Origin of the sequence: Bacillus cereus group sp. MYBK139-1 (assembly GCF_051916915.1) — a bacterium.
GTDB lineage: Bacteria > Bacillota > Bacilli > Bacillales > Bacillaceae_G > Bacillus_A > Bacillus_A pacificus.
This window is the reverse complement of sequence record NZ_JBQAHO010000002.1, coordinates 782146-796241: the sequence shown is the minus strand read 5'-3', so window position 1 is coordinate 796241 and position 14096 is coordinate 782146. Positions and strand designations below refer to the sequence as shown.

The window sequence follows — 14096 nt, the reverse complement described above, 5'->3', positions numbered from 1 at the left end:
ATATATTTAAAAACAACTTACTCAGAAAGTGAGATGTTAAAAGTTTGTGGCTCTTTTACAACATCTTGCGTTTCTGTATCTGCTACGATTACATTATCTGTTGTAAATTTAATATCCTTTACCTTTTCTTTTCCATCATCAAGTATTAGGCCGATAATACCATCTCTTGTTTCACCAGGCTTATAGTCTTCCCTTGATACATTTTTTGTACCAACGAGCGTATCTTCATCATATAAAAAGTTTTGCGTTGCTACTTTAAAATGTTGTTTATCATTAATCGCAACATCATTCATAGAGAAAAATTGTATATTTTTATTCCCGCTATTTTCCACCTTATATGTAATTTCAACGTAACGAATCGTATCACTAATCTCTGTACCACTTAGCGATGCATATAACTCCGCATCTTCTTGACTGACTTTATCTCCTAATCTACGCTTTACTTCTTCAGGAGTTAATGCCGTATATACTTTTAATGTATTTTTTGCATCTTTACTCATCTGCGATAAAGAGATTACTTTCACATCTTGTACGTGAATTTTCATTGGTGCTACTTCAAATGTTTGATTCACAGAATGAATTTGTTCTAATTTAAAAGTACCCCATCCTGTTTCTTTCACTTTTTGTCCTACTTTTTTCAGCTCACGCCCACCATATTCTTTTGTTTCAGGAATAGATTCTTTCTTCTTCGGTTCAGCTTTCTTTTCTTCTTGATGGAAGCAACCACTTAACATAAGAAGAAAACTACATAAAACAAAAATACTTTTCCATGCTTTCATCATATAATTTCTCCTAACACTATCATTCATTAATATTAATTAGTCCTTTGCTTTGTAAACTATAGAAACAATGAGAAGTCCACAAAACGAACTTGTCAGTCCAGATACTATTATACCCCCTATTTGGAAAATATGAAAATAGGGATCTACGAAAGCGTGAACGACAAATATAAGAACTGCCACAATGATTGCCGAAATCCAATACTTTCTTTTTTCTGAAGCTATCATCATATCTTTTCCTGTTTCATCTTTATACTTCCATAGTACGTACAATAGCAATAATAAACCGACACATGTACTCCCGTGTTGCATATATTTATACACTGGAATACTATGTAATTCTCTTTGCAATAATGGTATTTTCATAACAAAATAGCCTGTCTTATGAGTGAATGCATCCCAAACAATATGCGTTAACATACCGAATACTGCTGAATAGCAAAATACAAAAAGCTCCTCCCATGTATGAAGCCCCCACCTCTTGTCTACTGTATATGTATAATAGCCAGCAAATGGTTTAGGTAAATGTGTTATAAACGGCTTTTTTAAAATGTAGTGATACATATATGCGAGCAGAAATACAAGTGGTAAATTTAAATATAAGAACCCAAGCCATGTATGGCCAATAATACCATACGGTCTAAAGTGTAAAAAATATTCAAAATCAGGCGCCATACTCCCTAATATAAGAGCCGTTACTGAAATATGTTTAGAATGCTTTTTCACAAAAGGAAGAACTGCTGCTGGATGTGCAAATGTAAACGGCATGTTTTAGCTCCTTTTCAGAATTACAATAGATTACATACTATCATAACGACATGAATAATCTCCATGCAATATTTATTTTCACATTGGAATATGATAGTTTAAATGATATAATCCACATGAAATATTCAGAAAATAAGGAGGGATTCATGTGTCATTAACACTTGTCTTTTTTCTTGTTCTCTTTACCTTGTTTTTAAGTACATACATTGGATTTTTTCTATGGAATCATTTAAAAATTATAAAATACACGCCCGCTTTCGTTGGCTTTATGAGCGTTCTTTTCATTTTTATATGGAAGAGGATGACTTTCGGCTGGGAAGGGCTTGGCTTTGGCGCACTTCAATATACAATACTATTTGCAAGTTGTCTTACCCTTGTATTTGCTGCCTTTTTAGAATCAAAATCCGTTATGAATTGAGGTTTATATATTGATTGACGTACCTTTTTTAAAAAATGTCACATTAAAAAAAGAAAATATCCCTAGTTTCTCCGCATACCCTTACTGCTTACCCGCTATCCGAACATTACAATCACTAGCTTTCCATCCAAATGTAACATTCATTATTGGAGAAAACGGAACGGGTAAGTCAACATTACTCGAAGCGATTGCAATTGCTTTAGGATTTAACGCAGAAGGTGGAACGAAAAATTTCCGCTTTAGCACAAACGATTCCCATTCATCTTTACATGAATATCTTCGAATTTCCAAAAGTTTCAATACACCAAACGACGGTTTCTTTCTTCGTGCTGAATCGTTTTATAACGTTGCTTCTTATATTGATGAAATGGATGCCGATTCATACGCACGTGGAAATCCAATTATTGACTCGTATGGTGGTACCTCACTACACGAACAATCACATGGTGAGTCATTCTTCTCCTTATTTATGAATCGTTTTTCAGGACAAGGTTTATACATTTTAGATGAGCCCGAGGCCGCCCTATCACCAATGAGACAACTTTCTATGCTCATTCGAATGCACGAACTAGCGGAACAAGGTTCACAATTTGTTATTGCGACGCATTCTCCTATTTTAATGGCTTATCCTGAATCCACTATATACTCTTTAACACAAGAAGGAATTCACGAATCCGCCTTAGAAGACACCGAGCATTACCAAACGACGAAGCTTTTCTTTGAAAATCGTGATCGATTATTTCATCATTTATTTGATTCTTAAAAAAAAGAAGCAGCGATTGCTGCTTCTTTTTATAGTGCTTCTATAAATAATGCTACCCCAATACCGCCGCCGACGCATAGAGAGGCAATTCCTTTTTCTAATCCGCGTCTCTTTAATTCATGAATTAAACTTACAGTAATACGAGCTCCTGTACAACCAATTGGATGTCCAAGTCCTACACCACTACCGTTTACATTCACTTTTTCACGATCTAAACCTAATTCTTTCTCTACAGCTAAGTATTGCGCAGCGAAAGCTTCATTAATTTCCAGTAAATCTGCATCTTCTAATGACCAATCTACTTTTTCTAATCCTTTACGAATTGCTGGTGCTGGTCCAATACCCATAATTTTCGGATCTACTCCAGCTACTGAATATCCAACAATTCTAGCTAACGGCTGTAAGCCTTTTTCTTTCGCTTTTTCTTCGCTCATTAATACTAAAACCGCGCTTCCGTCATTCAGGCCAGATGCATTCCCTGCAGTTACTGAACCGTCTTTACGGAAAGCTGGTTTTAATCCAGCTAATTTTTCTGCTGTAATATCAGCACGTGGATGTTCATCTTTTGAAAATACTACTTCTTTTCTACGTTCTTTTATCGTAATAGGAACAATTTGATCGTCAAAGTATCCAGACTCAATTGCCTTTAGCGCCAATGTATGACTGCGAAGCGCAACTTCATCTTGTTCCTCTCTTGTAATTTCATATTGTTCAACTAAATTTTCCGCTGTTTCCCCCATCATAATATGATGAATCGGATCTTCTAATACTTCCCACACCGTATCACGAATTTCTCCGTGTTGTAGACGTTGTCCCCAGCGGTGTTGTTTCAATGCATAAGGGCTTGAACTCATTGCTTCTACTCCACCTGCAACGACAACTTCACTTACACCTAATTGAATTTGCATTGCAGCCGACATAATTGCTTGCATACCTGAAGAACATTGGCGTTGGATTGTATAGCCCGTAACTGTGTCAGGAAATCCTGCCGCTAATGCAGCCGTTCTCGCCGTATTTGCTTCATCAGTTCTTTGAATACAATGACCTAAAATTACTTCATCAACTTCGTGTGGTTCTACCCCGCCTCGTTTTACAGCTTCCTGAAGTACAGGAACAGCTAATTCTACTGGCGTTACATTTTTTAGCGCTCCCCCAAAAGTTCCAATTGGCGAACGAACTGCAGCTGTAATAACAACATTATGCATTTTGCACTTGCCCCTCTCTTATGTACCCTAGTCAGTTTTTAGGTGAAATTCCATAAGATGTATGTCTACATCTATCATACTATAAACATACTAAAAAATCAAAATATTTAATATAATAAAAATAGAAGGAATTAACCTTCTATTCTGTTAATGCATATAGGAATTTTTGTAAAATCTTCTCTGTTGTTTTATTCAAATTCGGTAACTTATCTACCGGAAAATATTGAAGCTGTAATCCTTCATGGTCAAGCCTTAATTCTCCACTCACATGATGCCCCTGATACAGATGTATGACATTAAAAATTTCATCTCCATTTGGATATTGGAAGTACACTTCTTTTCCCGAAAGAACCCCGATAAATTGCATAATTTTCGCATTTAGTCCCGTCTCTTCAAACAGTTCTCTGCGAGCAGTTTCTTCTGTCGTTTCTCCTAGCTCCATCGCCCCGCCGGGTACACCCCAATCATATGTATCTGAACGATATTGAAGCAATACTTCTTGATTATCATTTAAGATAATAATTGCTGACCCTACTAGAATAAGCGGCCTTGTACCAACGACTTTGCGTAACTCTTCAATATACCCCAATATGTAAACTCTCCTTTCCTCACCCTTCCTTATCATAACAAAATTTTTCTCCTTTTGTTGATGTAATTTTAAAGAAAAAAAGGAAGCTTTCGCCTCCTTTTTTCACCTTTATCCCGCTTTAATGGGCAGTAAGACCCCCACCTCAAAATTCAGCGAAAGCAAAGAAGTTAGGTGGGGGTCGGGCGTTCAACTAATAATCAGTGGGAGATGAAGCCCCCCCACTGATTAAAGTTTCACTTTATTTCTTAAAACTTTCATATTTTACAGCTTCAAAAGCTTCTTCAATTTCATCATTACGATAATGGACATATGTAAAACGCCCTAATTCTACTAATCGTGCTATTTCTTGTAACGCTTTCTGTTGCTCATATGTTTCCTCAAGCTTAATATGTACATAAAATTTCATTAATGGATGTTCATATAAAGGTTCTCCCACCTCTACATATACATCTTCCACCCCTTGTACAACTCTTACATAACTTGCAAATTGATAAAGAGCTTCTCTGTCTGAAACGATTTTTAATGTATACATATATTCTCCCCCTTTTCTTTACTATATCAAAAAGATGATCACACTACGTTATAGAACTATGAAATTTTTTCGACTTGTAATAAACAAGGCGGTTATCCATACATAGAGTCTTTTCCCAACATATATTATAGGAAGAATTTTTCAGTTGAGGTGTTCCTTATGGATCCATACGTCAATATATGTATTTGCATTACGCCAGGCGCCGATATTTCTAATGATCGTATAGCAAAAGATTTAGCAGTTGCAGAGTCAATTTGGCACCCGATTACATTTCAAATTAAAGAAGTAATTATTTTAAATGAACTTTTTCGTTTTTCTGACCGCGAAATTAGTTATAAAAATTCTATTCAAAGTCAGGAAAAATTAGCATCCTTTTTCCAAACATGTGTAAATGAAGCTCCTGAATGCGACCTTTATATTTGTTATATTGGCAGTGATTATTTCAAAGAAACAGCAGTCATTGCCTGTGCTTACTCTTTAGCGAAACAACAGCAACTTACTGGCTATATCGTTTTAACAAATTCAGCTGCCCCCATGAAAAATATATATACGCTCGCTCACGAAATCGGTCATATTTTATTTACAAGACGTGTTCACGGAAAACTTACTCACGCTGATCCTCATTCCCCAACTGGCTCCGAGCACCATCCTTCTCCAACAAATCTTATGTACCCTATCGTACCTCGTCCTGAAAATGTCCATATTCAATCCCTATTAACGAACGAACAAAAAGCACTCTCTTTACAAAGTGCTTTATTGCAAAGAAAAAAACAGTAACGACTTTGTTACTGTTTAAAACAATATATTCCAATCAATAAACCAAATTCCGGCTGCAACGGATGCAAATATACAACTAAACATAAATACAATTACTCTAAAAATCTCTATATAATATTTCTTTGGAAATAATTTTTTGCATATCCAGAGCAGCCCTTTACCTATTAAGCCGAAGAACAAACATAACCCGATGTATCATCTAATAAAGTATCGAAATAGTTATCGTGTACCTTTTTTGAAAAGGTAGTATATAGCCCCAAAATCGTTAAACCTAAAAATATAATAGACAATATACCTAGAAATATACTTTGCATGTTTGTTTTCCTCTTAATAAAAATTAGCATTCAACTAGTTTACACTTTTTCTCTCTTCAATTTTTAAAGACCATCTCATTAATCCATATAAACTTCCGTACAGAAGTAAAGGCTCTAACATTCCCAAATACAGGTTTTGCTTCCCTAATTCTTTAAATACAAACATAATTAATAGCGGGACAATAACAGCTAATATCCCAATCCAACCAAGTATGTACGCCTCCCCAATTAACAGTACTAATAAGATAACTCCAGCTAGTATATAACTTTGCATAGTCGTTAATTGCAATACTGGTGTTCCATACCATTTATTCATAAACAATAATAATACTAGTAATAAAATTGGTAACAAAGCTGCTACATAAATAATACTAAATTCTTTTATTTTACTTTTAAATGATGACATTTTAAAGGCAAAAATAGTCCCTACAATCGTAATCATTAAAACAATTGGGTATCCAATCAATTGTACATTCGTTAATGTAAATTCATGATTCGGACTTTCAAATAAAATATTTGTAAGTAGCCAATATCCACCTATTCCAATTATCATCCCTAAAATAGTCTTTATACTCCCGCTTTTATCCTTCTCCATCTCTTTCGCCAATTCTTCCGCATACTCTTTTGGCGAATCACCAAATATATCGCTTACCGTCTTTCCCTTTTTCTCACCTTCTATTAAATGAAGTTCTGCATCTGCTAGAAAGGCATCCACATCTTCTTCTTTCATTCCTTTTGTTATTAAATATACTTTCGTATCAATTAAAAACTTTTCCCCTTCTTTAGAAATCTTCATAATAATCCCTCCTTTATTAAACCGTTTCTCTTCTATTCGTCTTCATCATAATTTCAAGGAAAATTAAAATAAACAAACTTCCGTATAAACATATAATTTGAAATAACATCGGCACAAGATCTTCTGATGTAAATGTTTTAAACAGTAACATAATTGAAAGTGGAATGATTAAATATAAGTTTTTAAACCATCCATCAAAATATATATTTATTGCTACTGTAATAATAAAAATCCCACCAGCTAATATATAACTTTGCATTTGAGTGAATGTAAACAGTTTTGTAGGATAGATCACATCTAATACTGTAACAACTCCCATTAAAAACATTGGCGCGATCATAACTAAAAACCACATAGAAAACCACGTTTTTGTAAAACTTGTTACGAAGGTCATTTTGCGAAGTAGAAAATTAGGACCTATAACAACTAAAATCAATGACAAACTATACCCCACGCACTGAATCAGTGACATCTGTAATAATCCGTTATTCACTATTAGGATAGAAGCAATAATCCAAAACGATACGATATTCATTACTGTAAAACCAATTTGCTTCCACGTTTCCTGTCTATCTCTTTCCATCACTTTTACAAGTTCATTTGCGTATTCTTTCGGTGAGCTTCCGAAAATTTCTTCTACGCTTTTTCCATCAATCTCACCTTCTATTAAATGAAGTTCTGCGTCTTCAATAAAGCTTTCCATATCGCTTTCTTTCATACCCTTTGCAGTCAAAAACAATCTCATATCTAATAAAAACTTTCGCGCTTCATTTGATAGCATTATTTTCTTCTCCCCTTCCCTTCAAGTAGACGCTCCACACTACTTTGCATCGCTTCCCAGCGATCCATAAATTCATCTAGTGCTTCCTCGCCTTTTTCTGTTAATGTATAATATTTTCGCTTTGGGCCAGATGGAGATTCCTTCATTACACTTGTTATTAGCCCTTCCTTTTGCATTCGTATTAATAACGGATAAATACTTCCTTCACTTGCCATTGTAAAGCCATACTTTGCTAGCTTCTCACTCATTTCATAACCGTATATTTCACCTTCAGAAATAATAGCAAGTAAGCATCCTTCTAAAATCCCTTTCAGCATTTGACTTGTCGACATAATTCAAATCCTCCCACTATCTTGCTTTACAAGATAGATAAGCCTAAGTATCTTGCTTTACAAAATAGTATAGCAGAGACTATTTTGCAAAACAAGATAGTTAACAATATTTTTCCAAATCTTTGCAGGATTTTTATTATCCACTCTCTAAATAGAGCAATAGGAGAACTTTATTACGAAAGGATGTTTTTCATCATGGTTACAAATCGAGTTGTCTTTTTAACAGGTGCTGCAAGTGGTATTGGTTATGAAATGGGAAACGCTTTTGCAAAAGAAGGTGCAAAAGTTGTTATTACCGATCGTCTTGAAGAACGTGCAAAAGAAGCTGCTGAACAACTACAAAAAGAGGGCTTTCAAGCTATCGGCTTAAAATGTGATGTTACATCCGAAGAAGAAATAGAAGCATCCATTTCCCAAACTGTTAATCATTTCGGTTCATTAGACATATTACTTAATAACGCAGGCATGCAACACGTTTCACCAATTGAAGATTTTCCAACCAAAAAGTTTGAGCTACTAATTAAAATTATGCAAATCGCTCCTTTTATCGCAATTAAGCATGCCTTCCCCATTATGAAAAAGCAAAAATATGGCCGAATTATTAATGTCGCTTCCATTAATGGCCTCGTTGGATTTGCAGGGAAATCCGCCTACAATAGCGCGAAACATGGCGTAATTGGATTAACAAAAGTTGCTGCTTTAGAAGGCGCTACGCATGGTATTACTGTAAATGCACTTTGTCCTGGTTATGTCGATACCCCTCTTGTACGTAATCAACTACAAGACTTAGCTACTACACGAAATGTACCACTTGAAAATGTTTTGGAGGAAGTCATTTATCCACTTGTACCGCAAAAACGCTTATTACAAGTACAAGAAATCGCTGATTATGCAATGTTTTTAGCGAGCGAAAAAGCGAAAGGTATAACCGGGCAAGCTGTCGTTATCGATGGTGGTTATACTGCTCAATAAAAAATAAAGTTTGCTCACGAAGAGCAAACTTTATTTTTTATCCCGGGGATCTTCCTACTTTAGTAATTGTTTAGGGAGTTTCTCGATTGCAACAATTACCCCATCTAATTTGCTTTCAATTCGATGGAGTAAATATAATGTTACAACAATCGGAAACCCTACATTACCTATCATCTTGATCCACTCTTCCATTCTTTTTCCCTCCTTTCATTATATAAATAAGAGAAAAGAACATATTTAGGCATAAAAAAACAAGCTATTATGTATTAGCTTGTTTTTTCAAACAATGATGCAATTTCTCGCTTATAATCTCCACGTATAATACCTTCCTCAGTAATAATACCTGTAATTAATTCATTCGGTGTTACGTCAAATGCAGGATTATAAACAGTAGTTCCAACTGGCGTTACTTGTTTCCCAAAAATTTTCGTAACTTCTGTTTCATCTCTTTCTTCAATAACAATTTCAGCTCCTGTTTGTTTCGTAATATCAAATGTCGATAACGGAGCTGCAACGTAGAATGGGATACCGAAGTACTTTGCTAATATAGCTAAATTCATTGTTCCGATTTTATTTGCTGTATCTCCATTTGCGACAATCCGGTCCGCTCCTACAATAATTGCGTTGATTTCTTTCGTTTGAATAGCATGAGCTGCTGTATTATCTGTAATAAGTGTTACATCAATATGTGCCTGTTTTAATTCCCAGGTCGTTAAGCGTCCGCCTTGTAAAACTGGTCTCGTTTCACATGCATATGCATGTAAATGTACACCTTTTTCTTTCCCAATATAAAACGGTGCTAGTGCAGTACCATATTTAGCAGTTGCAATACTGCCAGCGTTACAAATTGTTAAAATGTTATCACCGTCTTTAAAGCATGATAATGCATGTTCTCCAATACTTCGGCATACCGCTTCATCTTCTTGCTGAATACGAAGCGCTTCTTCTTCTAATATTTTTTGCGCTTCTTTTATTGAAATAATTTCTTGAATGGATTCTCTCATACGATCGATTGCCCAAAATAAATTGACTGCTGTCGGGCGTGACGTTCCTAAATAATTACAATCTCTATTAAACTTCTTTTGAAATTCTTCAATATGTAAAGTAGTATATTTTTTTGCTGCAAGCGCCAAGCCAAATGCAGCTACAATTCCAATTGCCGGTGCTCCTCGTACTTCTAGCATGACAATACTTTTCCATACCTCTTCAATCGTCGTTAATGTTTTGTATTCTGTGCTATGCGGCAACTTTGTTTGATTTAATACTGCAATAGCATCCCCTTTCCAACTGACAGACCTCGGAATCGTAACAATTGTACTCATGCTTTTACCCCTCCAGAAACTGTCTGTTGGAATAATACTCGGAACAGTTGAATATCAGCGTTTTTAGATTCATATTTTATTAGTTCTTTACCTAAGGATAACGCTTGTTTCTTAGTTTGAATTCTCGTTTCTTTATTTGTTATTTCTTCTAAATCAGCTACATGCGCTAGGCCAATTGTTCTACGGATAAGCTCACACCCAGCAAATCCAACGGCATCCGTAAAAATATTTTGCAAAATAATTGGCAACCATTGTTTCTCTTTCGTATATGCCTCTACACCTTCTCCAATCCATAACTTCGTAAAAGTTTCTACAAAATAACTCCATGTCTTCTCTATATGGAAAAATAATATACTTCTCTGTTCTTCTTCTCTAGATAAAGCATTTAATAATAGATTTGCAATAAATTGACCGATGTCAAACCCAATTGGACCGTACGTTGCAAATTCTGGATCAATCACTTTCGTTTCAGAAGGTGATGAAAAAATACTACCTGTATGTAAATCACCATGAATAAGCGCTTCTTTTTTCGTTAAAAACTTATATTTACATTGAGCCACTTTTAATTTTAGAGTTTTATCACTCCAAAGTTCATCAACAGCCAATTGTAACTCCGGCTCATAATCATTCGTATCGTAATGGTCAAACGGATCTGTAAACACTAAATCTTCTGTAATTTTGCAGAGATCTGGGTTTACAAACGTACCTTCTAGTACCCTTTTCTCTTCTGACTGTAAACCAAAATCTGAAGTATAAAATAAAACATTTGCTAGAAAACGACCGATATGTTGGGATAAAAGTGGATATTCTTCTCCATCTATTAATCCCTTTCTTGTAATTATTAGTCTTGATAAGTCTTCTATTACTGTTACTGCTAACTCTTCATCATGACTGTGCACTACCGGAACATAATCCGGTACATACTTCGCAAAAATTTTCAGTGCCTTGCTTTCAATTGTCGCTCTTTTTATAGATAACGGCCAGCTTTCACCAACTACTTTCGCATATGGCAGTGCCTGTTTTATTATAATAGATTTCTCTCCATCATCTAATTTGAACACGTAATTTAAATTTCCATCTCCAATTTCATGACAAACTACATTTGCTTTCTTTTCAAAATAACCGTGTTCTTTCGCATATTGTATAGCTGTTGTTTCAGTTAATGCATAATATCCCATCGTCTTCTCCCCCTTTTTTATATTCAGAGGTTTTTCTGACGTAGAAAAACCTCTTTCCACTAAGAAAGAGGTTTGAAGTTTATCTTCTCCCCTCTTATCTGCCAGAAAGTTTTACTTTCTGCTGGAATTAGCACCGTGCCTTTTGGCGTAAATAAACGCCCCATTTCACAATGGTATTACGGTCGGTTGCTGGGCTTCATCGGGCCAAATCCCTCCACCTGCTCTTGATAAGAGTTGTATAATTTTTTAGAATTTTTAACTTTATGTTGAAGACTATACCAAGAATAAAAATCACTTGTCAACATTTTATTTGTATAATTCTGGACGTCGATCCGCAAAAACTGGAATTCCTTTGCGGACTTCTTTAATTTTCTCAAATGTAAGCTCTCCAAATAGAATTGATTCTTCTTCATTTGCTTCTACAACAACTTCGCCCCAAGGATCGACAATTAAAGAATGGCCGGCAAACTCATTATTTGGATCCTGCCCTGCCCTATTACATGCTACAACATAACACTGGTTTTCAACTGCTCTTGCTTGTAATAGCAAACGCCAATGTGCTAAACGAACTAATGGCCATTCAGCTACAACAAATAAAACTTTTGCACCTTTAGCAGTATGAACGCGCATCCACTCCGGAAAACGAATATCATAGCAAATTGTGCCAGCGCACTCTACATCATCTAACTTAAATTCACCAGTACGATTTCCAGCGATTAAATATTTATGTTCATCCATAAGCTGAAATAAATGCACTTTACTATATTCATTGACTAGTTCTCCTTTATTCGTTACAACATACATTGTATTTGTAACACCTTGCTCCGTTTGCTTTGCTATAGAACCACCAACAATATGTACACCATATTGTTTCGACCATTCTATCAACTTTTCTTTCGTTTCCAATCCATCCCTATCTGCAATTTCAGAGAGTCTCGTTAAATCATAACCTGTTGTCCATAGTTCTGGTAAGACGATAACATCTGGTCTTTCCTTCATCGCTTCGCTTATTTTATTTTTAGCATTCTCAATATTTTTTTCTACATCTCCAAAGACAATATCCATCTGAATACATGCAACTTTCATTTTTTCAGCCCCATTCTCATTTTTTTCTTTACAAAATACTGGAAAGATTATATCATTTGTCACTAGAATTGTAACAACTTTCAAAAGAGGTGGAAAGTATGAAATCATTTCAACCTTCTGAGATAGTAACATCATTGCCAACACAATTTTTCGCTTCACTTGTTGCAAAAGTTAACAAAGTCGTTGCAGCTGGTCACGATGTTATTAATCTAGGTCAAGGTAATCCAGATCAACCAACACCGCAGCATATCGTAAAAGCTTTGCAAGATGCTGCTGAAAAGACCATTCATCATAAATATCCGCCATTTCGCGGACACGAAAGCTTAAAAGAAGCTGTAGCAACATTCTATCAACGTGAATACGGCGTAGAATTAAATTCGAAAACTGAAGTTGCTATTCTGTTTGGTGGAAAGGCTGGATTAGTAGAATTACCAGTTTGCTTTACAAACCCTGGTGATACGATTCTCGTTCCCGATCCAGGTTATCCAGATTATTTATCAGGTGTCGCTTTAGCAAAAGCAAAATTTGAAACAATGCCACTTATTGCAGAAAATAACTTTTTACCAGATTATGCGAAAATTGATGTTTCTATTGCCGAGCGTGCAAAATTAATGTTTTTAAACTATCCAAATAATCCTACAGGTGCTACTGCATCAAAAGATTTTTTTGATGAAACGATTCATTTTGCCAATAAACACAATATATTAGTTGTTCATGATTTTGCTTATGGTGCTATAGGATTCGACGGTCAAAAGCCAGTTAGTTTCTTACAAGCAGACGGTGCCAAAGATACAGGAATCGAAATTTACACATTATCGAAAACTTTTAATATGGCTGGCTGGCGCATCGCTTTTGCTGTAGGGAATGAAAGTGTGATTGAAACAATCAACCTATTACAAGATCATATGTATGTTAGCATCTTCGGTGCAGTTCAAGATGCCGCCCGCGAAGCACTATTAAGTTCACAGTCTTGCGTAATAGACCTTGTAAATAGTTACGAATCTCGACGAAACGCTCTTATTTCAGCTTGTCACTCAATTGGTTGGAATGTAAACATTCCAACAGGATCATTCTTTGCATGGCTTCCTGTTCCAAAAGGATATACTTCTGAGCAATTTTCTAATATTTTACTAGAAAAAGCACATGTCGCAGTTGCTCCGGGTGTTGGATTTGGTGAGCATGGCGAAGGGTATGTCCGTGTTGGTCTCTTACATACAGAAGATAGATTAAGAGAAGCCATTAATCGAATTGATAAATTAAATTTTTTCAAAAAGTAATTGACAACATGAAAAATATCTGACAAAATTCAGTTATCTTAAAAATTTAAACATTTCTAAATACTTCTTATCAAGAGCAGGTGGAGGGACGAGCCCGACGAAACCCGGCAACCGATCTACAATTGTAGACACGGTGCTAATTCTCGCAGCATTACGCTGACAGATAAGGAGCTGGTTGTAAAAAAACCTCTCCTTAGCTGAGAGGTT

17 protein-coding genes, 1 pseudogene and 2 riboswitches are annotated in these 14096 nt (G+C 35.5%); of the genes and pseudogenes, 5 read left to right on the top strand and 13 right to left on the bottom strand.

What is annotated here, in order from left to right; genetic code table 11:
• Positions 1-17: 17 nt before the first annotated feature.
• Both ACTFRS_RS15395 and ACTFRS_RS15390 read right to left on the bottom strand, forming a co-directional pair.
• Entirely contained in the window at positions 18-782 is a 765-nt protein-coding gene (locus tag ACTFRS_RS15395; protein ID WP_440024728.1) for a hypothetical protein, read from the bottom strand.
• A 36-nt stretch (positions 783-818) separates the two neighbouring features.
• Positions 819-1547 (bottom strand): DUF4184 family protein, encoded by a 729-nt coding sequence (locus tag ACTFRS_RS15390; RefSeq protein ID WP_139866843.1) that lies wholly within the window; start codon positions 1545-1547, stop codon positions 819-821.
• A 148-nt stretch (positions 1548-1695) separates the two neighbouring features.
• Here ACTFRS_RS15390 and ACTFRS_RS15385 point away from each other — a divergent pair, with 148 nt between their 5' ends.
• Positions 1696-1965 (top strand): hypothetical protein, encoded by a 270-nt coding sequence (locus ACTFRS_RS15385; protein ID WP_139867109.1) that lies wholly within the window; start codon positions 1696-1698, stop codon positions 1963-1965.
• Between the two features lie 10 nt (positions 1966-1975).
• Complete coding sequence (locus ACTFRS_RS15380; RefSeq protein ID WP_440024730.1) at positions 1976-2728, top strand: AAA family ATPase; 753 nt, start codon at positions 1976-1978, stop codon at positions 2726-2728.
• 29 nt (positions 2729-2757) lie between these two features.
• On the opposite strand, the gene ACTFRS_RS15375 is transcribed toward ACTFRS_RS15380, so the two are convergent.
• The 3 genes from ACTFRS_RS15375 to ACTFRS_RS15365 all read right to left on the bottom strand — a co-directional run bounded on the left by ACTFRS_RS15375 (position 2758) and on the right by ACTFRS_RS15365 (position 5054).
• Complete coding sequence (locus ACTFRS_RS15375; protein ID WP_000552083.1) at positions 2758-3933, bottom strand: acetyl-CoA C-acetyltransferase; 1176 nt, start codon at positions 3931-3933, stop codon at positions 2758-2760.
• A 139-nt stretch (positions 3934-4072) separates the two neighbouring features.
• Positions 4073-4522 (bottom strand): NUDIX hydrolase, encoded by a 450-nt coding sequence (locus tag ACTFRS_RS15370; protein ID WP_000540524.1) that lies wholly within the window; start codon positions 4520-4522, stop codon positions 4073-4075.
• A gap of 238 nt (positions 4523-4760) precedes the next feature.
• Positions 4761-5054 (bottom strand): DUF3928 family protein, encoded by a 294-nt coding sequence (locus ACTFRS_RS15365; RefSeq protein WP_000288328.1) that lies wholly within the window; start codon positions 5052-5054, stop codon positions 4761-4763.
• Between the two features lie 159 nt (positions 5055-5213).
• Here ACTFRS_RS15365 and ACTFRS_RS15360 point away from each other — a divergent pair, with 159 nt between their 5' ends.
• A complete protein-coding gene (locus tag ACTFRS_RS15360) occupies positions 5214-5831 on the top strand; it encodes an ImmA/IrrE family metallo-endopeptidase (RefSeq protein WP_000371624.1) in 618 nt (205 codons plus the stop codon).
• 15 nt (positions 5832-5846) lie between these two features.
• On the opposite strand, the pseudogene ACTFRS_RS15355 reads toward ACTFRS_RS15360, so the two are convergent.
• The 4 genes and pseudogenes from ACTFRS_RS15355 to ACTFRS_RS15340 form a co-directional block, all read right to left on the bottom strand.
• Positions 5847-6145: pseudogene (locus ACTFRS_RS15355) on the bottom strand (DNA-binding protein).
• 34 nt (positions 6146-6179) lie between these two features.
• Positions 6180-6941 carry a DUF1129 domain-containing protein gene (locus ACTFRS_RS15350; protein ID WP_139866840.1) on the bottom strand — a complete coding sequence of 254 codons (762 nt, stop codon included), beginning with the start codon at positions 6939-6941 and terminating at the stop codon, positions 6180-6182.
• A 16-nt stretch (positions 6942-6957) separates the two neighbouring features.
• The gene (locus ACTFRS_RS15345; RefSeq protein ID WP_139866838.1) at positions 6958-7722 is read right to left on the bottom strand and encodes a DUF1129 domain-containing protein; all 765 of its coding nucleotides are present in this window, start codon (positions 7720-7722) and stop codon (positions 6958-6960) included.
• Positions 7722-8054 carry a PadR family transcriptional regulator gene (locus tag ACTFRS_RS15340; protein WP_000107977.1) on the bottom strand — a complete coding sequence of 111 codons (333 nt, stop codon included), beginning with the start codon at positions 8052-8054 and terminating at the stop codon, positions 7722-7724. The genes ACTFRS_RS15345 and ACTFRS_RS15340 overlap by 1 nt, the downstream gene beginning before the upstream one ends.
• Positions 8055-8249: 195 nt before the next feature.
• On the opposite strand from ACTFRS_RS15340, the gene ACTFRS_RS15335 reads away from it, so the two are divergent.
• The gene (locus ACTFRS_RS15335) at positions 8250-9026 is read left to right on the top strand and encodes a 3-hydroxybutyrate dehydrogenase (RefSeq protein ID WP_242294200.1); all 777 of its coding nucleotides are present in this window, start codon (positions 8250-8252) and stop codon (positions 9024-9026) included.
• A 54-nt stretch (positions 9027-9080) separates the two neighbouring features.
• Here the strand turns inward: ACTFRS_RS15335 and ACTFRS_RS15330 are convergent, their stop codons facing one another.
• The 4 genes from ACTFRS_RS15330 to ACTFRS_RS15315 form a co-directional block, all read right to left on the bottom strand.
• Positions 9081-9218, bottom strand: a complete 138-nt coding sequence (locus ACTFRS_RS15330; protein ID WP_000393326.1) for a YvrJ family protein — start codon at positions 9216-9218, stop codon at positions 9081-9083.
• A 74-nt stretch (positions 9219-9292) separates the two neighbouring features.
• Entirely contained in the window at positions 9293-10348 is a 1056-nt protein-coding gene (mtnA, locus tag ACTFRS_RS15325) for an S-methyl-5-thioribose-1-phosphate isomerase (protein WP_139866834.1), read from the bottom strand.
• Positions 10345-11526, bottom strand: coding sequence for an S-methyl-5-thioribose kinase (gene mtnK, locus ACTFRS_RS15320; RefSeq protein ID WP_139866832.1), 1182 nt, complete (start codon positions 11524-11526; stop codon positions 10345-10347). Before mtnK ends, mtnA begins: the two co-directional genes overlap by 4 nt.
• A gap of 91 nt (positions 11527-11617) precedes the next feature.
• Positions 11618-11760: riboswitch (SAM riboswitch) on the bottom strand.
• A gap of 72 nt (positions 11761-11832) precedes the next feature.
• Positions 11833-12696, bottom strand: a complete 864-nt coding sequence (locus ACTFRS_RS15315) for a carbon-nitrogen family hydrolase (protein ID WP_139867107.1) — start codon at positions 12694-12696, stop codon at positions 11833-11835.
• A 14-nt stretch (positions 12697-12710) separates the two neighbouring features.
• On the opposite strand from ACTFRS_RS15315, the gene ACTFRS_RS15310 reads away from it, so the two are divergent.
• Positions 12711-13889: a pyridoxal phosphate-dependent aminotransferase gene (locus ACTFRS_RS15310; protein ID WP_139866830.1), complete on the top strand. Its 1179-nt coding sequence runs from the start codon at positions 12711-12713 to the stop codon at positions 13887-13889.
• Between the two features lie 64 nt (positions 13890-13953).
• Positions 13954-14059, top strand: a riboswitch (SAM riboswitch).
• Positions 14060-14096: the final 37 nt, after the last annotated feature.